The sequence below is a fragment of the Colwellia polaris genome, assembly GCF_002104515.1.
Lineage (GTDB): Bacteria > Pseudomonadota > Gammaproteobacteria > Enterobacterales > Alteromonadaceae > Cognaticolwellia > Cognaticolwellia polaris.
Map to the genome: position 1 here is coordinate 462,896 of NZ_NBOE01000001.1, position 20,275 is coordinate 483,170.

At 38.1% G+C, this 20,275-nt stretch carries 14 protein-coding genes; 13 read left to right on the top strand and 1 reads right to left on the bottom strand.

Going from position 1 to position 20,275, the window contains the following annotated elements; translation table 11 throughout:
• The first annotated feature begins 3 nt into the window (after positions 1–3).
• The 11 genes from B6A32_RS02160 to B6A32_RS02210 all read left to right on the top strand — a co-directional run bounded on the left by B6A32_RS02160 (position 4) and on the right by B6A32_RS02210 (position 11,789).
• Entirely contained in the window at positions 4–1,242 is a 1,239-nt protein-coding gene (locus B6A32_RS02160; RefSeq protein WP_085301100.1) for a type II secretion system F family protein, read from the top strand.
• A gap of 28 nt (positions 1,243–1,270) precedes the next feature.
• Positions 1,271–1,777 carry a hypothetical protein gene (locus B6A32_RS02165; protein ID WP_085301101.1) on the top strand — a complete coding sequence of 169 codons (507 nt, stop codon included), beginning with the start codon at positions 1,271–1,273 and terminating at the stop codon, positions 1,775–1,777.
• Between the two features lie 123 nt (positions 1,778–1,900).
• A complete protein-coding gene (locus B6A32_RS19540) occupies positions 1,901–2,515 on the top strand; it encodes a type II secretion system protein (RefSeq protein WP_085301102.1) in 615 nt (204 codons plus the stop codon).
• 23 nt (positions 2,516–2,538) lie between these two features.
• Positions 2,539–3,042 (top strand): type II secretion system protein, encoded by a 504-nt coding sequence (locus tag B6A32_RS19545; RefSeq protein ID WP_085301103.1) that lies wholly within the window; start codon positions 2,539–2,541, stop codon positions 3,040–3,042.
• A 255-nt stretch (positions 3,043–3,297) separates the two neighbouring features.
• Positions 3,298–3,786: a type II secretion system protein gene (locus B6A32_RS19550; RefSeq protein WP_085301104.1), complete on the top strand. Its 489-nt coding sequence runs from the start codon at positions 3,298–3,300 to the stop codon at positions 3,784–3,786.
• A gap of 9 nt (positions 3,787–3,795) precedes the next feature.
• Positions 3,796–4,311, top strand: a complete 516-nt coding sequence (locus B6A32_RS19555; protein ID WP_085301105.1) for a prepilin-type N-terminal cleavage/methylation domain-containing protein — start codon at positions 3,796–3,798, stop codon at positions 4,309–4,311.
• Positions 4,301–4,906: a type IV pilus modification PilV family protein gene (locus B6A32_RS02190; RefSeq protein ID WP_085301106.1), complete on the top strand. Its 606-nt coding sequence runs from the start codon at positions 4,301–4,303 to the stop codon at positions 4,904–4,906. Before B6A32_RS19555 ends, B6A32_RS02190 begins: the two co-directional genes overlap by 11 nt.
• Positions 4,906–5,733, top strand: coding sequence for a PulJ/GspJ family protein (locus B6A32_RS02195; protein WP_085301107.1), 828 nt, complete (start codon positions 4,906–4,908; stop codon positions 5,731–5,733). Before B6A32_RS02190 ends, B6A32_RS02195 begins: the two co-directional genes overlap by 1 nt.
• A 37-nt stretch (positions 5,734–5,770) precedes the next feature.
• Positions 5,771–6,187: a PilX N-terminal domain-containing pilus assembly protein gene (locus tag B6A32_RS02200; RefSeq protein WP_143327857.1), complete on the top strand. Its 417-nt coding sequence runs from the start codon at positions 5,771–5,773 to the stop codon at positions 6,185–6,187.
• A 182-nt stretch (positions 6,188–6,369) separates the two neighbouring features.
• A complete protein-coding gene (locus B6A32_RS02205) occupies positions 6,370–6,927 on the top strand; it encodes a PEP-CTERM sorting domain-containing protein (RefSeq protein ID WP_158088439.1) in 558 nt (185 codons plus the stop codon).
• A 422-nt stretch (positions 6,928–7,349) separates the two neighbouring features.
• On the top strand, positions 7,350–11,789 hold the full coding sequence (locus B6A32_RS02210) for a DUF6701 domain-containing protein (RefSeq protein ID WP_085301110.1): 4,440 nt from the start codon (positions 7,350–7,352) through the stop codon (positions 11,787–11,789).
• 97 nt (positions 11,790–11,886) lie between these two features.
• Here the strand turns inward: B6A32_RS02210 and B6A32_RS02215 are convergent, their stop codons facing one another.
• The gene (locus B6A32_RS02215; RefSeq protein ID WP_085301111.1) at positions 11,887–12,258 is read right to left on the bottom strand and encodes a hypothetical protein; all 372 of its coding nucleotides are present in this window, start codon (positions 12,256–12,258) and stop codon (positions 11,887–11,889) included.
• A gap of 254 nt (positions 12,259–12,512) precedes the next feature.
• Between B6A32_RS02215 and B6A32_RS02220 the strand changes: the two genes are divergently transcribed.
• Together B6A32_RS02220 and B6A32_RS02225 are read left to right on the top strand one after the other, a co-directional pair.
• On the top strand, positions 12,513–18,950 hold the full coding sequence (locus B6A32_RS02220) for a DUF6701 domain-containing protein (RefSeq protein ID WP_158088440.1): 6,438 nt from the start codon (positions 12,513–12,515) through the stop codon (positions 18,948–18,950).
• Between the two features lie 281 nt (positions 18,951–19,231).
• Positions 19,232–20,275: a rod shape-determining protein gene (locus B6A32_RS02225; protein WP_081148217.1), complete on the top strand. Its 1,044-nt coding sequence runs from the start codon at positions 19,232–19,234 to the stop codon at positions 20,273–20,275.

Genomic DNA, 20,275 nt, shown 5'->3' on the forward strand with positions numbered 1-20,275 from the left:
ATTATGCCAGCATTTAATTATATTGGGCGAGATGCCAGTGGTAGCCAAGTTAAAGGTGCTATTGAAGCGGCAGATTCAACTATGGCTGCCGAGCAACTATCTCGCAGGCGTATTATTCCAATATCAATCGAAAATGCTAGTCAATCCGATGATGCAGAAGCCTCTAAAAATATTGACCTAAACGAATTACTAGGATTCAATCAAGTTACGCTTGATGATTTAATCGTATTTTGTCGTCAAATGTATGCACTGGTAAAGTCTGGCGTACCTATTTTAAGAGCCATTAAAGGTATGGCAGAGTCGAGTACCTCCGTAAAATTAAAGTCAGCCTTAACCGATATATCATCACAATTAGAAGGTGGTTTTCCGCTTTCTACAACATTGCACAAACACCCTAAAATATTTACACCATTATTTGTCTCTCTAGTACACGTTGGTGAAAATACGGGTAACCTTGATGATGCGTTTCTTAAGCTTGCTAATTATTTTGAACGAGAACAAGAAACTAGAAAGCGCATTAAAACTGCACTACGTTACCCAAGTTTTGTCTTAATTGCGCTTGTTGCTGCATTAGTTATTTTAAATATATTTGTTATTCCAACCTTTGCCAATATGTTCAGTAAATTGGGTGCTGACTTACCATGGGCTACAAAAATGCTGATAGCGAGTTCAAACTTTTTTCTCGATTATTGGCCGCATATGCTTATTGGCAGTATTGTTGGTTTTTTCGTTTTAAGAAACTATTTAAGAACACCTACAGGTATGTATTTATGGGATAAGAGAAAATTAAAATTACCCATAGTAGGTGGTGTAATAGAACGTTCTATTTTGTCACGTTTTGCACACAGTTTTGCCATTATACTTAAAGCAGGTGTACCAATGACTTCTGGATTGTCGTTGGTTGCCGACGCAGTTGATAATACTTATATGCGCGAAAAAATCTTAACAATGAGAAGCAGCATTGAAAGCGGCGAAAGTCTATTGCGCTCAGCGGTTACCAGTACATTATTCACCCCGCTAGTACTTCAAATGATCGCTGTTGGTGAAGAAACCGGGCGAGTAGATGAGCTGCTAGCAGAAGTTGGGGATTATTACGAACGTGAAGTTGATTATGAACTAAGCACATTAACCGCTAGAATAGAACCTATTATGATTGCAATTGTAGCCGCCATGGTACTTGTGTTAGCGCTAGGCATATTTACTCCAATGTGGAATATGATGTCAGCATTCCAAGGTAAATAGTGATGCTTTATTCTTGTGAGAAAACATCATGACATCACTACAAGTGGCTGAAAAAAATGAGAAGTCGTTAACTGAAACGCTTGTTGTTGTGGTGTTAGTTGCTTCGTTAATGGCCAGCTTTCTATTTTATTTTTTTAAGCAGCAAGAGCAACTCACGCGAGCAGGTTTCGAAACATTAGCACAGGTATTTTCAGCACGAATTAATGGTACACATGCGCAGTGGTTTATGGATCAAAAGCCTAACTACATAGTTATTGAAAGTAGTAATATTCAACCGGATGGCAGTGATAAAATAAAAGTGCCGATGAATAAAAAAGGTTGGATAGAGCCAGCAGACGAATTCATGCTATGTCAGCGTATTTGGCAAATTGTTATGGAGGCTCCCTTGATATACATGAAGCAGCCAATTGGTGCCGTGTTAGTTGAACATAAAAATGAAGTAGTGCAGTATTGTCAGTATAGTTTACCTAGTGGGGAATACTTCACTTACCAACAAAATAATGGCAAGGTCAGTGAGGTTAAACAAGCATACTAGGCTTTATGTGTTGGATATAATTTGTTGTGTAGAATTTGGAAGAGAAATAAAGTCGACTAAGTAAGTGACTTTACTAGTATTTCGTTGTTAGAATCTAAGTAATATAATTGTTAAGGGGTTGTTATGAATAAGCAGTCAGGTTTTACCCTCATCGAGTTAGTTATTGTTGTTGTAATTTTAGGCTTTTTAGCAGTAACTGCTATTCCTAAATTTCTCGATTTAACTGACCAAGCTAAACAAGCCAATATTGAAGGAATGGCTGGTGGTTTTGCTACTGCAGTTTCTTTAGCTCGCGCTCAATGGGAAGCTGAAGGACGACCAAAAGATTCTGATAGTAAAAATTCGGTAGATTACGATGGTACATTGTTAGTGCTAACTACTGAAGCAACGGGTATTCGCCCTGGTTATGTTGTTTCTTCAGTTGCTGGCGGTGGCAGTGGCTCTACATTAGGCGGTGGCTTCACTTCTGATAACTGTGTTGATATTTGGCAAAGTATTTTTCAACAGCCTCCTCGTATTACTGATGCTATTGCAACATTAAATAGTGATAATAGTATTGATTACTTAGCGGCTAAATCAGGCACAGGTGCCACAACACTTTGTCATTTTTATTTAAAAGAAACATTAAATAAAGACGGAGATAATTTCACAGACCCAGGCACAGCGACAACTACTGGTAATAGCTTCACCTATCAACCAGCGGACAGTTCGGTCGTTGTTTACATCAACAATAATTAATTTTTAAAATAAAGGCTCACGTTATGAAGAAGTTAACAAGTAATAGTTTAAATGCACAAAAAGGTTTTACATTAATTGAATTAGTCGTTGTAATTGTAATTTTAGGTATTCTTGCTGCTACAGCTGCACCTAAATTTATCGATTTAACTGGCGATGCTAGACGTTCTGTTATGGAAGGCGTTCAAGGTAGTATTAACAGCGCAGTTAATTTAGCCCACGCTAAAGCATTAGTTCAATCTGAAACTGGTGCTACGGGATCTATCCAAATTGGTACTAAACATTACGCACTTGTGTTTGGTTACCCAGCGGCTGTGCCGGTAGGTAATGGTTCTGCGAGTGATGCAGGTCTTGGTATCTCAAGCCTAATAGAGCTTGAAGACGGCAGTGACATTAGTTTTTCAGAAGCATCTCCTAATGTTGTAACGCACGCTGGTACTCCAGACAGTGGTGTTTGTACATTATCTTATACCAATGCGACCGATGCTGAAACAGCACCTGGTTTAGCGGCAGTTTTAACAAGCTGTTAGGTTATTCACTATTAAATCAAGGAGAGCTTAGCTCTCCTTTTTTTTGCGCTAATTTTACAGAATAAGTTTGGTTAATGGTTAGATGTTGCCTATAAACGTTTTGGTTTGAGCGCTATTAGCTTTCAGAATAAAGTGCTTGATATTTTTTAGATTAATTATGCTAATTAGATTAAGCTAACAATATAGCGTTTGTCGAAAAAGTTTAACTATTTTAGCGTTATAGTTACTTATTGAAAGCAATTAAAGGTATGAAGTATGAATTCTAAAGGGTTTACCTTAATCGAGTTAATTGTGGTTATTGTTATTTTAGGTATTTTAGCTGCAACGGCAGCACCTAAATTTATTAATTTAAAAGCTGAGGCACAAACATCGACACTAGAAGGTGTAAAAGCAACTATGCAGGGTGCAGCAGCGTTACTCCATACTAAATCTTTGGTTAAAGGTAACCAAAAGCAGCCAACGGGTACAATTAACATTGGCGATGGTGGTGGTTTTAGTAACAATGGCGAAATTTTTGTTCGGTATGGCTATCCATTTGCAAAGTTGAGTGATTGGCAACGCCTTATTAAACTTGATGATAACTTTAGTTACCTAGTTGTGAACTCAACATCAGAAAATACATTAATTATTTATCGTAGTGAAAACGCACAACCTACCAGTTTTGATGATCCATGTATGCTGTATTATCAAGTGGCAAGTGACGAAAACTCACTGCCAACTTTTACATTGAACGAATGCGTTTAGAAATATAAAATGAGTGAGGCAGTATCGTTGGCAAATACTAAATTCATAAGTAGTGCACCACATATATCTTCTCGGGGCTTTACCTTGATCGAGTTAATTGTTGTCATTATTATTTTAGGTATTCTCTCGGTTACCGTAGTGCCAAAATTTCTCACCTCTAAAGGTTTTACAGAGTTTGCATATCGTAGCGATGTTATTGCAAAGCTACGGTTAATTCAAACTAAAGCAATGCAGCAAACCAATAGTACCTATTGCCATAGCGTATTAGTAACCTCAACAAAACTAGGTACGCCAGATAATTGCTCTTCCACGCCAAGTTTTGCTTCTGCTTGGCAAGATAGTGCCTCAAAGCTTCAGGTAGACAGTAATGATAATATTACGTTTACAACTAATTTTTCTGGCAATACATTCAACTTTGACAGTATGGGGCGACCTTCCTGTAATGCACCATGCATAATTACCATCAATGGCGAGCAAAGTATAAGTGTACAAATAGAATCAGAGGGCTATATACATGCGCTCTAGTAGCAAAAAATCATCATTGTTCAATGCATTTTCAAACAGTTGTCAGCAAGGCTTTACTTTAATTGAAACCATTGTAGGCATAGTTGTACTATCTATCGCTTTCTCAATATTTACCACGTTAATTTTCCCGCTTGCAAACCAAAGCGCTGAACAGGTACATCAAATTAAGGCTGCAGAGCTTGGTCAATCAATGATCAATGAAATTCTAGCTAAAGCCTTTGATGAAAACTCAGAAATGTCAGGTGGTTATTATCGTTGCGGAGAAGACCAAAATAATGACGGCGAAATTAAATCAGCTGATAACGAAACATGTTCTACAGTTTTAACAAATGAAGAGGGTAATGAGAGAGAGCTCTTCGACGATGTTGACGACTATAATGGTTTGTCGTTGATTGAAAGTTCGCTGGGTGATAGTGATTCGTTAGGTGATATGTATGTTGGCTACCAAATCAGCGTAAAGGTTATTAACGACAGTGATTATGATGGTGATAGTGATGGTGCCGATAATAACTATACCGCCAAGCTTGTGACCGTTACCGTAACAACCCCGCAAGATTTTGATTTTGTTTTTTCTGTTTATCGGGTGAACTTCTAATGCCATTAAGTCGACAGTATCAACAAGGCTTTACTTTAGTAGAGCTAGTAACCGTTATAGTAATTTTAGGTGTGCTAGCGAGTAGTATTACCTCTTTTTTACGTTTTGGTACTAAAAGCTATACTGATGCTGCCGATCGCGAGGCATTAATTTCTACCGCTAGGTTTGTTGTTGAAAGGCTAAATCGTGAAGTAAGACATGCACTACCTAATAGTATTCGTACCATTGGCGATAATAATCAATGTTTAGAATTTGTACCCATAGATAAAAGTGCGATTTATTTGGATATTCCGGTTGCGCCAGAAGCAGCAACTAACAGTGTTGAAGTCGTTATGTTAGAAGAGCCTCTTAAAACGACAACTGAGCATGTAGCCGTTTATGCACTGAACAGTGGCGATATTTATAATACGGCATCAGGTGTTATTGAGGCTTTCGCTTCAGTAAATAACTCTGGCAACAAACAAACGCCTTCAACCATTAACTTTGCAAGTAATACGTTGTTTAACGCAGAATCTCCCACTAATAGATTATACTTTATTGAAACGCCTGTGAGTTATTGTGTTGAAAGTAATGCTGTTTTTCGTTATCAAAATTATGGTTTTTCTAACTACGCGAGTAATGGCCAACCAAATTTAGGCTCTACAACTGCTCGTATATTAATGGCCGAACATGTTGCTAATTATTCATCTGCTGGCAATATTGCGCCATTTAGAACTTTTCCGGCAACATTGCAAAGAAATGGCTTAGCACTCACTAGGTTAAAGTTTGTGCTTAATTTAGAGGAGATTGTATTTAATAATGAAATACAAGTACCTAATGTCCCATAAACAACCCCAGCGCATAATAAAACACTCAGATTCTTTTTTGCGTAGATCTACGCAAAAGGGTAGTGCATTAGTTATCGCCATTTTTATCATTATTGTTTTGTCGGCACTCGGCGCTGCTTTAGTAAACATGTTAGACTCAAGCCAAGAAGGTGTGGCATATGAAGTTTTAGGTACGAGAGCTTACACAGCCGCACAAAGTGGTTTACAGTGGCAATTATCCGAAACTTTTCCTTTGGGGAGTAATGCAATATCTTGTAAGAATCAAGCAGATATAAACAGTTTAACGCCCAACTTTGTTAATGTGCCAGGATTAAAGCAATGCAGTGTCAGTGTAACATGTTCTGATTTTGAATTAGATAATGTGCGCTATTATTCCATTTCTAGTACGGGGCAGTGTACAATAGATGGTGAGAAAACATCGAGAACAGTAGCGGTAGAAGCACGAAGCCTATAACTGTTAGATTTTTTTACACATTATCGCCATGTAAACGTTGTATAAATTTCATATAAAAATAAACTTTTGATTTTACTTGGTTTATTTTTATTGGCATAAATTGTGCATTGTTTAGGTTGACTTAATTTATCATCAAAACAAATATACAAATGATGCTGTTTTTCATTAATCGAGGTTTTATAATGATCAAGTATATATTCACATTAATTATTGCACTTTTCATGATGGCTTCTAGCTCAGCTTCGGCAGGGTTAATTACTACTGATCTTACAGAAGATACCTATATTTCATATGGGGGCTATGATTGGACTTGGGCTTCACCTGTAAATGTCACCAATTACGTCATTAACGACTTTCAAAATGGTCAAAGAACCAATGAATTTAAAGATGCTGATTTTCATGCTGGCTGGATGGAAATTGTAAATAGCGCAAATAATCCTGACCTAGAAAGTTTATTTTTAGATTTAGAGCTATCAGATTTTATCGATGTTAATAATGTCATAATTAGCTCGGTATCGTATTGGAATACATTGTTTACTGACGTTGATGTTACACAATTTAATGAACGCTTAGGTAAAAAAAATGACCAAGGTGATGATCAATTTTTTAACTACGAAACTTTCTATGTTCGTGCATCTAACACACAAGCTCCGGCTACTGTGCCTGAGCCAACAACGTTACTTATTTTTGCAGCAGGTCTGGCCGGCTTCGCATTACGCCAACGCAAACTAAGTAATTGAAATATGCGTAAGTAATTGAAAAATGAATTTACTAAAGCCCGCTAACCGCGGGTTTTTTTTGTATTATTATCGAGTTAGCAGCTTTAAAGAGGCTTATGAAAACGGTTTAATTTTTTATCACCCTCAATTTAGTACCAATTTAATTTCCTACGCAGTAATCAAGCACAATAGGGCGGCACTGTTAAATTACACGTCTTGAGCTTGAATAGAGTTCTACATAAGCTTAAGCTCAAATTTTTAATACGTTGGTTATTATTAACTAATTCGATATTACTATTTATTTTAAGCTATTGTTAATTATGTGTATTTTTATTTTTTCTTAGCGGTAGAGCTTTATTTCTCCGCATTTTATAAATTGTGATAGGATTAAATAGACAATATGTAGTATTTTTGTAAATCAAAACTGTAGCGCTAAGGTTGGTATGATGATTTTATCAAGATGGTTTCTAGCTTTTATTATCACGGTTATTTCAGTTTTCTCTAATCCGCTTTTTGCTGCACTTTGTCCTGCCGTATTTCCCGATGTTATTGCCACTCATGGTACACAAGCAGTTGATAGCAATATTACTTTTGGAAGAGCGGCACAAGTTAAGAATAACCCTGATAGCATTTTAACTACTCGCGCCATACAATTCACTAGCACTCCTTTTTTTCCTACTTGCGATAGTGTTGAATGCACGGCATCTAACACATCTTCGGCCACTTCTACCCCTGCGTTTGATGAAAATAACAGCTCACAAGATGTTAGCGTTATAGATGGTGGTTCTATTACTTTTGGTATTAGAGGACTTAATAAATATAGAAATGTAAATATTAATATTATTGACACCAATGCAGATCCTAAACCCGTACCGAATTTTGCAACCTTAAATTTCGGCAGTGGTTATGATAGTTACCATTTTAAGCAATTTAATTTAGGGGTTAATACCACGCTTAATCTTTTGGCGGGTAAGAGTTATTTTTTTGAAGAATTCACCATTCAAGAAGCAACAACCATTAATGTGGTTGGTGATGGCACCGCCATTGTTTACGTTAAAAAAGCATTAACTTTTCCAGCAGATACTCAAGTGAACTCGCCGATTAAAGCCAGTGGAGATGTAACTAAACTAGTTATGCATGTTGATAATAATACGGTATTGAAAAGCGGTGTAACTTTTTCAGGCGCACTTTATGCTAAAGATCTTACCTACACTTCAGCAAGTTTTTTATACGGTGTTTCAGCGGGAGAAAAGGTTATTATAGAGGAAGGCTCTTTACTTACTTACGATGCAACAGTTTTTGATGCTGAATTTGGACGAGTTTGTGGGCCAGAGCCTGAAGCAATAAAACCTATTGCAAATTTTAAGTTTGATGAAAAAGAGTACGCTGATGTTAGTGGCGAAGTTAAAGACAGCATTGGAACTTTTCATAGTAGAGCAAAATTTTCTCAACCTGTTGAAGGAAAAGTCTGTCGGGCTATCGATTTGTCGGCAACAGGCATCAGCGACTATGTTGTGCTTGATGAGGCGGTATTAGATGGTCGTACTGAATTTAGTATTTCTGTTTGGGCGAAAACGGCTAAAACAGGTGCTCAAAGCATAGTGTCAGGTGCAACATCAGGCAGTAATAATGAACTGCTAATGTGGTTTACTAATGCTACTCGTTTTAGGCCTTATTTACAAAACACGCAAAATGGTACCTTGCCAATATCTTCAATAGCAGGAGATACATGGCGTCATTTAGTGTGGACAAACGGTAATAACCAAAGCTGTTTGTTTATCGATAAAGTTCCCCAAGGTTGCTTAAATCAAACGACCAGCGTGCTATCAATTCAAAGCTTAATTCTAGGGCAAGAGCAAGATAGTGTCGGCGGTCGGTTTTCAGCAGCGCAAGCTTACAACGGCTTATTAGATGAGTTAGTGATTTTTGATGAAGTTATCGAACAAAGCCAAATCGATCAAATATATGAATTTCAGGACAATGGATTAGGACTTGATGGTGAGCCTATTTCTTGTGGTAATGATCCCATTCTTCAGTACTCGATGGAGGCATTGTCATGGAACGGCAGCCAAGGTGAAGTGATTGATGAAACAGGTAATTATAATACTAAAGCTGAAAATGGTGTTACTACGGCTAATCAAAATCCTGCATTAACTGGCAATCCAGGAACTTGTCGTTATGGTGATTTTGATGGTGTTGATGATTTTATTCAGATTAATGATGACCCGCTGTTAGATTTACAAAAAGAGCTGAGTGTTAGTGTTTGGATTAATCCTAAAACACTGCCACAATCAGGTTTGAAAACGATTGTTTCTAAGGATGAAAACTATGAATTTCATCTAAATTCATCGGGTGAAATTCTTTGGTGGTGGCAAACACAATCGTTTACAACGTCGGGCGCAGGTATAACAGCAGGGAATTGGTATCATATATCAATAACCTACAAAAGTGGTAAACAAGTAATATACGTCAACGGTGTTGAGAAAGGCTCTAGAACTCATACCGGAGACTTAATTCTCAATAACGATCCACTACAAATAGGGCAGGATCAAGGTATTCAGAGCCGTTTTTTTTCTGGTTACATTGACGAGGTTTTCATTTTTGATAATGCACTATCTTCAACAGAAGTTAATGCAATTTATAATATGCGACACGCATGTGCCGAGCCGGTTATTCATCATTACGAGATTGTACATGATGGAAATGGCCTAACTTGTGACGCTGAAGCCATTACCATTAAAGCTTGTACCAATAGTAACTGCTCAGTAGAAAGTACCGAGTCGGTAAGCTTAAATTTCAATATCATTAGCCCTACAACAGGCACGACAATCAAAGCTACACCTACTTTCACGGGTAGTACAATCGTTAACTTAAGCCACACAATTGCCGAAACAGTGACCTTATCGATTGATGATGCTAGCATCGCAGCAAGTAACGCCGTTGAATGTTCTGGTTTTGGCACTAGTTGTGAAATGACTTTTGCTGATGCAGGCTTTCGATTTCTTTATGACGATAATAATAGCGAAACAATTGCTCCACAAACAGCCGGTGTTGAGTTTAATGAAACATTAAAATTGCAAGCGGTTAAAAATAATAATGGTGTTTGTGCCGGCATTTTTAACGGCAATGTTAACATAAGTTTGTCGCAGCAAAATATTACACCAGACTTAGCCTTTAATGCCGGTTTAGCATTTCAAACAGGTGGTGATAATATAGCGAAACACCCACAATATTCTGATAATGTTATTTTGGATTTTGGTAACGATAGTATTGCAGTTATCCCTTCCCCTAGATATTTAGATGCCGGTAAAATTCGCTTAAATGCGAAATACACGAGCGGTAACATTGCCATTACAGGTAGCTCGAATGATTTTTGGGTCAAACCTGCCAATTTCGATCTATCAGCAAGTTACTTAAGCGCCCCTTTAAATGGTAATACTGCGTTAAGTACAACAACACATAAAGCTGGAGAAAATTTCAACTTAAGTGTTAAGGCGCTTAATTTTGACGGTCAACCAACACAAAACTACCGACAATCTGATGGCCAGTTACAGCTCAAAGTAACACGTACGGCACCAGTATTAAATTCAACGGTAGATGGCATACTTACTTATGCAGCAGGCAAAAACCTTACGACTTCAACCAACGCGAACTTTCAGGACGCTAGCTTAACTAGCTTTACCGAAGGCGATAAAGGCGAGTCTGTTTTTAATGCTGCGCAATATAATGAAGTGGGTATTATTAATCTTGATATTCAAGATGTTAATTATGGTGGTTTAGGTAGTACCCAAGGGTTAGTGTCGGCTTTAGCTGTAAGTGTTGGGCGTTTTACCCCAGCTTACTTTAAACAAAGTGTCAAAGAAGAGCATAAAGGAAAGCTAGATAGTTTTCATAGTACAATAGGTAGTTGTGCTATTGCTGATTGGGCATATAGTGGCCAAAAAACTAGTGATAATAAAGGCACTATTTCATATAGCATAGAACCAAAAATAACGATTACAGCTTATAATGCACAAAATGAAGTAACTCAAAATTATACGTTAGGTGAGCCCGAAAATTTTATGAAGTTGCTAGCCAGTGGCGTCGATACTATTGCGCCGACTAACGATGATGTGCAACAAGTTGTTGATAGTGTTGCGGGCAACCCTGTAGGCATAACTTCTGCATTGGAAACCGGTACGTTAAGTGCAAGTATTGATGATGAGGGCGAGTTCAATGCCGGCGAGTGGCTTTATACTTTTTCTGCTAACGACCACTTTAGTTATGATCATAACGATACAAGTTTACTACAGCCTTTTGGTGCAATAATTCCACTTGTTACAGCGCAAGTAGAAGACAGCGATGGTATTTTATTGAGCACGGATACTGGTTCGACAGAAAAGCTACTGATAGACGGGGTCGAAATTCGGTTCGCTCGCATGGTGCTTGAAAACTCTTATGGATCAGAAAAAAGCCAATTACGAGCACCACTCAATATTGAAATTTATGATGGTTCAAATTTTATCACTCATAGCGCAGAATCTTGTTTAACAGCACTTGTAGCCGATAAAAAATCGGGTGCTAAATACTCTGGCAATATGGATCTTTGGGATTATCGTTTAATTGATATTGATACAGATGCCATACAGGTTGGAGACACCACCGCGAGCGTTTCAGGTACTTTTGAGTTAGGTATACAGAATCAATTGCTATTTAGTCGTCCAGATAAACAAGGCATGCTTGAGTGGGAGTATGAAGTACCTGATTGGTTTAAGTTTAAATGGGATGCGCTAGATACAGGTTCTGACAATAACTTTTATGATGACAATCCTAGTGCCTTATTAAGCTTTGGTATTTATCGTGGAAACGACCGTATTATTTCATGGCAAGAGATTGAAAAATAAAGCATTAATTAAGCTTTGACCTATAACAATAGCTATATTGAATTGCGCAATATAGCGATACTTTTATGCTGAGCTTATTTAGAAATATCTATTTTAGTTATTGAGTGATTAAATTATTTGCTCGGCTTTTAGCATTTTCTAAAAGCGCTTCCTCGGCTAACATAGTTTCTTCTTTTTGCGTTTTCAATAACTGGGTTTCAGCGCTATCTTGAATATTATTCGCATTTTGAAGTAATTGCTTTTCATGTTCAATACGTTGGTTTTTAACTGATAACTGAAGTTCTTTGTCAAGTAACTCTACTTGTTTTTCACGTTCTTTTGCTAATTCAGCTTCATCTAAGGTTAGAGTTTCATCTACGGCTATAGCTTCATTTATTGTATTATTATCCATCGTATTCGACTTATGCTCCGGGCTACAACCGGCGATTAAAAAAATAATTACACTTCTCTTGATTACTGCGATGTACATTCACTATGCCTTCTAAGATGAAATAATTAAATAACATGTTATTATTGCATGAAATATTATAAAAAGCAGAAAGGTAAGTATTAGTCACTGAGTCAATTAAACAAATTACAGTGGTTTTATCGATAATATTAAGGTTTTTTATGTCAACTCATTCATGAATTCAACACTTCAAGTTATCTCTACATTACCTCACCAAGTACAATTTCAGATTAAAGGTTACAACACATATGCAGCAGGGAACCTTCATTCCTTATATGAAAAAGATCATTGTAATAGCTTGTTTATTGACTAGTTATGCTTATGCCGATGCTTTATCTTCATCAGACATCACCCTGATTGACTCGCAATATAACAGTACAACATGGGCAGCAGAAAACTTACTCGATAATGATCCCTCAACACGTTGGCTATCACGCTCTCAAAGCAATAATTTAAACTTTCAATTGTCAGCAAGTAACGGTGCCATGTGTTTTAATGGCTTTGAATTAACTAATTATGGTGGCGATGATCGTGGTGTAAATCAATTTGTATTATTGAGCACTGAAGATGAAGGGCTAAGTGCAAACGCAGGTTCAGCAGGTTGGAAGCCCATGATTGCTGATGAAAATCCTGTAGGCTATCTAGATTATTTAAGTTGGGCACAAGGGGCTCGACTAGTTTCTGTTGATGCAGAATATAACTCTACCTCCTATTCAGCAGAAAACATTAATGATGGTGATCGGTATTCTCGTTGGCTGTCTCGTAAATCAAACAATGTTATAGAATATGATTTTGATACAGACTGGGATGGATCAACGGGTAATGGTATTACCATTAATGAACTCGAAATAACCAACTATGGAATAGATGATCGTTCAGTTAAACAGTTTCAAGTTGAAATTACCTATGATGGTTCAACTTGGCAAAAATTACAGGTCCCAGGTACCGCCGCTGGCGATGAAGAGTATGTTTATACTCGCCTCCAAGATGGTGGCGTTCTCGGTGCCATCGACAGCCAATATAATACAACAAGTTACCATGCTGAAAACATGCAAGATGGTGATCAAAACTCTCTATGGTTAAGTCGTAACGGTAATAACACGATTGAGTTTACCTTTGACCCTAACAACAATGGCATAACGGGGGCAGAAGGTGACTCTGCAGATGTTTTTACCCTAGATAAAATTAATATTGAGAACTTTGGCAATAATGACCGCTCAGTGAAGCAGTTTCAAGTTGCCGTTAAAACGTTAGCAAATCCTGATTGGCATAAAATTAATGTGCCAAGTGCGATAATTGGTGAGGAAAACTATAACTTCGCCATGTCACATCATGGTGGCACCTTGGTTAAAATTGATAGCGAATATAATTCAACGAACTTTGGTGCTAAAAATATTCATGATGGCGACCAAAACACAAGGTGGTTAAGTCGCAAAAGTAATAATGAATTGGCTTTTCAATTTGATGCAGATGAAAACGGTACCCTTGGCGCAGCAGAAGACCTTTTTACCCTAAACAGTATTTACTTGCGAAACTATGGCAACGACGATCGAGCAATTCAACAATTTCAGCTAGCGGTTAAAACTAGCGATAACCCTAATTGGACGAAAATTAATGTTCCAGGTGCCAGTATTGGGCAAGCCGATTATAACTTTGCTATGTCACATCACGGTGGCAAATTAGTTAGCATTGATAGTGAATATAATACGACTAGCTATGCCGCGAAAAATATTCATGATGGTGATCAAAATACATTATGGTTAAGCCGTAAAAGCAATAATGAATTAGCCTTTCAATTTGATGCAGATGAAAATGGTGCTCTCGCCTCAGCTGAAGACTTATTTACGTTAGAGAAATTTTATTTAGTTAACTATGGCAACGATGATCGTTCAATCAAAACATTTCAAATTGCAGTGAAAACAAAAAGCAACCCTAACTGGTCTAAAATAAGCGTGCCAGGCTCAACTGCAGGAGAAGCTAATTATAACTTTGCTTTAGCGCAACAAGGAGGCGTGTTAAGTGCTATTGACAGTGAGTATAACTCAACAAGTTATGGTGCTAAAAATATACATGACGGTGACCAAAATAATCTATGGCTAAGCAGAAAAAGCAATAACACATTAGATTTTCAATTTGATGTTAATGAAGACGGTATTCAAGCAGGCGCTGAAGATCTTTTCACCTTAGAGAGTTTTTACTTGGTTAACTATGGTAATAACGATCGCGCAATTAATAAATTCCAAGTAGAAGTTAAAACCTTAGCTAATAGTAATTGGACAAAATTACCAGTATCCGATGCCGGAGCAAATACGCCTAACTATAACTTCGCTTTATCAGCCAATGGCGGTAGTTTAACTGGAATTGACGGTGAGTATAACTCAACAAGCTATGGTGCTAAAAATATGCACGATGGTGATAACAGCACCCGTTGGCTTTCTAGAAAACAGACCAACACTTTGTCATTTAGTTTTGACAGTAACTTTGATGGCATTGCTGGCGATGCCATCAGCATTGATACCATTTCACTGATTAATTATGGTAATAATGATATCTCAGTACAAACTTTTGAAGTTGATATTCAAATTTCAGGCGGTGTGTGGCAAACCATAGAGGCGCCGGCAGGTGGCACTGTATTTACTGCAGCTATGAATAGTAACCAACAAAATTGGGCTATAACACCACAAAGTAATGTAACCGCTCTTCGCCTTAGAACATTATCAAACTATGGCGATGCAACCTACACGGGTGCGATAGAGTTTAAAGTAATAGGCACCTTATCGGGGCAGTTATATACCTATTCTGCAGCTATGCATGATAATGGTGAAGCCTTTACTATTGCATCAGCTGATCAGCCGGTTGGTGTAACAAATGTGCGATTTAGAACTATTACTAATCATGGTGACCCTTCTTTTATCGGTGCTAAAGAGCTTAAGCTTATAGGTACGTCAGTAAATGAGTCTAAAACCTTTACGGCCGCAATGCACAGAAACGGCGAAACATTCTCCCTTGATAGCAATGATGTACCTGAAGAGGTTACCGACGTAAAATTAATTACTATAAGTAATTATGGCGATCCTTCATTCGTAGGCGCAAGAGAGTTAAAGCTGCTAGGACCATCAGTGACTGAAACGAAAACCTTTGTCGCCGCTATGCATGACAATGGTGAAAGCTATATATTAGATGATGTTGATATTCCAACTCAAGTTACCGATGTGAAACTCATTACCATCAGCAACTATGGCGATCCAACATATGTTGGCGCTAAAGAGTTTAAAATACAGGGGCCTTCGGTCACTGAAACTAAAACCTTCATCGCCGCTATGCAAAGTAACCTAGAAAGCTTTCAACTTGATAGTAACGACATTCCTATAGATGTAACCGATGTTAAATTAATTACTATTAATAATTATGGTGATCCTTCTATTACGGGTCTTCGAGAATTTGAAGTTTTAGGTAAGTCAGTAACAGCCGCGAGCACGTTTAACTTACCAATGACTTCAACACCTTTTAAAATAGTGCTTGATGATGAAGATACGGTTTCTGGCGTTATGGGTGCGCGTATTGTTACGATTAAAAACCATGGCGATCCTTCTATTACCGGCTTAGCCGACTTTAAGTTTTTAGGTGAGGCCATTACGCCAAGCTACATTTTTACTGCGGCAAATATAACACCGGCACAAACGTTTAATTTTACGCCCGTTAACACTAAAATTTTTCGTTTTCATAGCATGAATAATCATGGCGATAGATCATTCACCGGTGCTGCCGATTTCAAATTAAATAGCAGTTTCTGTGTAAGTCCTATCGCTAATTTTCAGTTTGATCAGTGCAGCTACATTGGCTCAGGCAATGAAGTAATTGATCAACTAGGGAATTATTCTGGAACAAGTCATAATGGTGTTAACACAAGCTATGATGCAAAAATTGAAAAAGCATTAGCCATTAGCGATGCGCTTCAACATGTACAAACCAGTATTCCCTTACCGGCTGATTTTAGTGTTTCAACTTGGTTTAAAAAGCCAACAGATACCGCGGGCAATCGTTACTTTATTCTAGGCGCAATGGCCGCAGGTGGCGATTTACTGTATCTCGATCGAAATAATAGTTGGCGTTGGGGAGTTTATGACGGTGATACCAGAAGAGCAATTAATGGTAACTATAGCTTTAATAGTATTAATAATGATTGGCATCATTTGGCATTAATTTATAGTAATGATCAAACAAGCTTATACATAGACGGCAGTTTTGTTGAAACAATAAATTTAGCGCCCGCTGGAACTTTGAAATTTATCGGTACATCTTTCGATGATGTTAGTTCAAGTAACCCGCAAGGATTCAGAGCCCCCCTAGATGAGTTTATTGTTTTTGACAGTGTCTTGACTGCTGACGACGTGACTAGAATTTATAATAACCAGTCAAAGAACAAAAACTATGATGGTTCAACTCGAGCAGCAAGTGATTGTGCACGCATTCATCATTTCGAAATAGGCCATGATGGCCGAGGTTTAACGTGCGCGCCTGAACCTATTACGATAAAAGCCTGTGTTGACATTGACTGCACAACTGAAAGTACAGAACCAGTTAGTGTAGACTTCAATATAACCAGTCCAGTAAGCGGTTTAGTAACTAAAGCGACCCCTACTTTTACCGGTAGTACCCATATTAACTTCGGTCATACCACCGCAGAAACCATTATTTTATCTATAGACAACGCCAGTGTAGCAGCCAGTAACGCTGTTGAATGTTTTGGGTTCGGTACAAGTTGTGATATGTCTTTTGAAGACGCTGGCTTTAGGTTTCTTTACGGCGATAGTAATAGTGAAATTATTAGTCATCAAACAGCCGGTAAAGTATTCAGAGAAACCTTAAAGTTACAAGCGGTAAAGAATAATAATGGTGTGTGTGAAGGTATATTTAATGGCGAGGTCAATATCAGTATTGCTCAGGAAAATGTTACGCCTGACGCTTCGTTTAATGCCGGCTTAGCATTTCAAACAAGTAATACTAATATCGCGAAGTATCCACAATTTAGCGATAATGTATTGTTGAATTTTGGCAATGACAGCATTGCTGTTATTCCTACACCTAATTACTTAGACGCGGGTAAGATTCGCTTACATGCAAAATATACTAATGCTGATATTTCAATATCAGATAGCTCAATCGACTTTTGGGTGAAACCAGCTCGGTTTCAGCTTTTGGCTACGCATGCTACAGCGGAAATAAAGGGTAATAGCAGTACAAGTACAATCACGCACAAAGCGGGTGATAGCTTTAATTTTAAGGTTGAAGCGCTTAACTTAGCCGGTGATTTAACACAGAATTATCGTCAAGCTGATGGCCAGTTAGAAATGACGGCTTATAAAGTTGCACCTACGCTTAACGGAAGTGTTGCAGGGAATTTTACTTTCGCCCCAGGGCAGACTATTCAAGCTGAGACTAAAAATGTTGTACTGAATAGCTTTAGCGATGATGTAAAAGGCCAATCGCTATTTAATGGTGCTCAATACGATGAAGTAGGGATCATTCATATAGACTTGCAAGATATTAATTATGGTGGCCTAGGCAATACCAATGGTTTAGTTACGGCAAGCAACTCAACGGGTGCACAAGGGATAGATATTGGTCGTTTTACACCAGCCTACTTTAAACAGTCAGTAAAGGAAGATCATAAAGGTAATTTTGATGCCTATGCTTATCCTGATGCTGTCGGTGTTTGTGCATTTTCTGATTGGGCTTATACCGGGCAACGTACCAGTGAAGACAAAGGCGCCATTGCTTATAGCCTTGCACCAAAAATAACCATAACAGCCTACAATGCGAACAATGAAATTACGAAAAACTATACCTTAGGAGAGTCTGAAGGCTTTATGAAGTTAACGCCATCAGGAATAGACATTACTTTGCCAACACATGACGACAGTCAGCCAATGGTTGGAAATATACCTGATAACCCGGTTGCTTTAACTGCTGAAATGGAGTCAGGTAGCTTAAGCGCAAGTATTGATGACGATGGTAATTTAATTCCAGGCGAGTGGCTTTATACTTTTTCTGACAATGACCATTTTAGTTATAACCATAATGATACAAGCTTATTGCCACCCTTTGATGCAAAAGTACCTTTTGTGACAGAGCAAATAACCGATACCGATAATATTAGCTTATTAACTGAAGCTACAACGAATATAGTTGATGAATCTGCCATTGAGAAATTTACCACTGGCGGGGTAAATATTCGCTTTGCTCGTATGGTATTAGACAATGCTTATGGCTCAGAAAATGCTAAATTAAGAGTGCCAATGAGCATTCAGGTTTATGACGGAACAAACTTTAATGAGCATCAAGATGAAAGCTGTTTAGCACCGCAGATAGGCAATAAAGTGGCGGGTGCAAAATACTCAGGAAACATGAATCTTTGGGATTATCGTTTGCTGGATATAGGCAATGATGCAATACAAGTTAGTCATACCGAGGCAAGTATTTCTGGGCTTTTTATTAACGGTCGACAAAATCAATTACTTTATTCAGCTCCGGCACAACAAGGTGCACTGGAATGGGAATATGAAGTGCCAAGCTGGTTGAAATTTAAATGGAACGACATTGATACAGACAGTGATGGTAATTTTTACGATGACAACCCTAGTGCGCTATTAAGTTTTGGTATGTATCGAGGCAATGACCGAATAATTTCATGGCGCGAAGTGGTGAATTAGTTCGTCATTTAGTTCGTCATATTATTTGTATTAGCGCAAAGGTAGGAATTTGAGCGAGCAAACCATGGTTTAGCTTCACTAATAACAAAAATATCTTAAAATTTAATGATATTTTTGTTATTGAAATAACACAAGTACTATAGTCTGCGGTATGATAGCGTGTTAATAATACAAAATATCATTTGTAAGCTATGTGTAAGTAAAGCAAGGCTTGCAAATTCAGTACAATAATATTCTGGCAGTTTGTTGCCTAGGTGATGTTTAAAGGACATTTCGACAATATGTTTAAGAAATTACGCGGCATGTTTTCTAACGATTTATCAATCGACTTAGGAACCGCAAATACCCTGATTTATGTAAAAGACCAAGGCATAGTTTTAGATGAGCCTTCAGTTGTTGCTATTCGTCAAGACCGTTCTGGTGGCTCTAAAAGTGTAGCCGCTGTAGGTACTGCTGCCAAACAAATGTTAGGCCGTACTCCTGGGAATATTGAAGCAATTCGACCAATGAAAGATGGCGTTATTGCTAACTTTTTTGTCACTGAAAAAATGTTGCAGTACTTTATTAAACAAGTACACAGCAATAACTTTTTACGACCTAGCCCACGTGTTTTAGTGTGTGTTCCTTGTGGATCAACACAAGTAGAGCGCCGTGCAATTCGTGAGTCGGCATTAGGTGCTGGCGCACGTGAAGTTTATTTAATTGATGAGCCAATGGCTGCAGCAATTGGCGCTGGAATGCCAGTATCAGAAGCTACCGGTTCAATGGTGGTTGATATTGGTGGTGGTACGACTGAAGTTGGTATTATTTCACTCAATGGTGTGGTGTATTCTTCTTCAGTGCGCATTGGTGGTGATAAGTTTGACGATGCCATAATCAATTACGTTCGTCGTAATTTTGGTAGTTTAATTGGTGAAGCGACTGCTGAGCGCATTAAACATGAAATAGGCTCTGCTTATCCAGGCGAAGAAGTGATTGAAATTGAAGTACGTGGCCGCAACTTAGCCGAAGGTGTACCGCGTAGTTTTACATTAAATAGCAATGAAATTCTAGAAGCGCTTCAAGAGCCTTTAACCGGTATAGTTAGTGCTATTATGGTTGCCCTAGAACAATCACCTCCAGAATTAGCGTCTGATATTTCAGAGCGTGGCATGATCCTAACGGGTGGTGGCGCTTTACTTAAAGGTTTAGACCGTTTATTAATGGAAGAAACCGGTATCCCTGTTGTTGTTGCTGATGACCCATTAACTTGTGTAGCTCGTGGTGGCGGTAAAGCGATTGAAATGATTGATATGCACGGCGGCGATTTATTCTCATACGAATAA

Excerpts from the sequence above, each read along its gene's own strand:
- B6A32_RS02165 (WP_085301101.1), top strand. The coding sequence starts at position 1,271 with ATGACATCACTACAAGTGGCTGAAAAAAATGAGAAGTCGTTAACTGAA.
- B6A32_RS19550 (WP_085301104.1), top strand. The coding sequence starts at position 3,298 with ATGAATTCTAAAGGGTTTACCTTAATCGAGTTAATTGTGGTTATTGTT.
- B6A32_RS19545 (WP_085301103.1), top strand. The coding sequence starts at position 2,539 with ATGAAGAAGTTAACAAGTAATAGTTTAAATGCACAAAAAGGTTTTACA.
- B6A32_RS02190 (WP_085301106.1), top strand. The coding sequence starts at position 4,301 with ATGCGCTCTAGTAGCAAAAAATCATCATTGTTCAATGCATTTTCAAAC.
- B6A32_RS02225 (WP_081148217.1), top strand. The coding sequence starts at position 19,232 with ATGTTTAAGAAATTACGCGGCATGTTTTCTAACGATTTATCAATCGAC.
- B6A32_RS02210 (WP_085301110.1), top strand. The coding sequence starts at position 7,350 with ATGATGATTTTATCAAGATGGTTTCTAGCTTTTATTATCACGGTTATT.
- B6A32_RS02160 (WP_085301100.1), top strand. The coding sequence starts at position 4 with ATGCCAGCATTTAATTATATTGGGCGAGATGCCAGTGGTAGCCAAGTT.
- B6A32_RS02220 (WP_158088440.1), top strand. The coding sequence starts at position 12,513 with ATGAAAAAGATCATTGTAATAGCTTGTTTATTGACTAGTTATGCTTAT.
- B6A32_RS02215 (WP_085301111.1), bottom strand. The coding sequence starts at position 12,258 with ATGTACATCGCAGTAATCAAGAGAAGTGTAATTATTTTTTTAATCGCC.
- B6A32_RS02205 (WP_158088439.1), top strand. The coding sequence starts at position 6,370 with ATGATCAAGTATATATTCACATTAATTATTGCACTTTTCATGATGGCT.
- B6A32_RS19540 (WP_085301102.1), top strand. The coding sequence starts at position 1,901 with ATGAATAAGCAGTCAGGTTTTACCCTCATCGAGTTAGTTATTGTTGTT.
- B6A32_RS02195 (WP_085301107.1), top strand. The coding sequence starts at position 4,906 with ATGCCATTAAGTCGACAGTATCAACAAGGCTTTACTTTAGTAGAGCTA.
- B6A32_RS19555 (WP_085301105.1), top strand. The coding sequence starts at position 3,796 with ATGAGTGAGGCAGTATCGTTGGCAAATACTAAATTCATAAGTAGTGCA.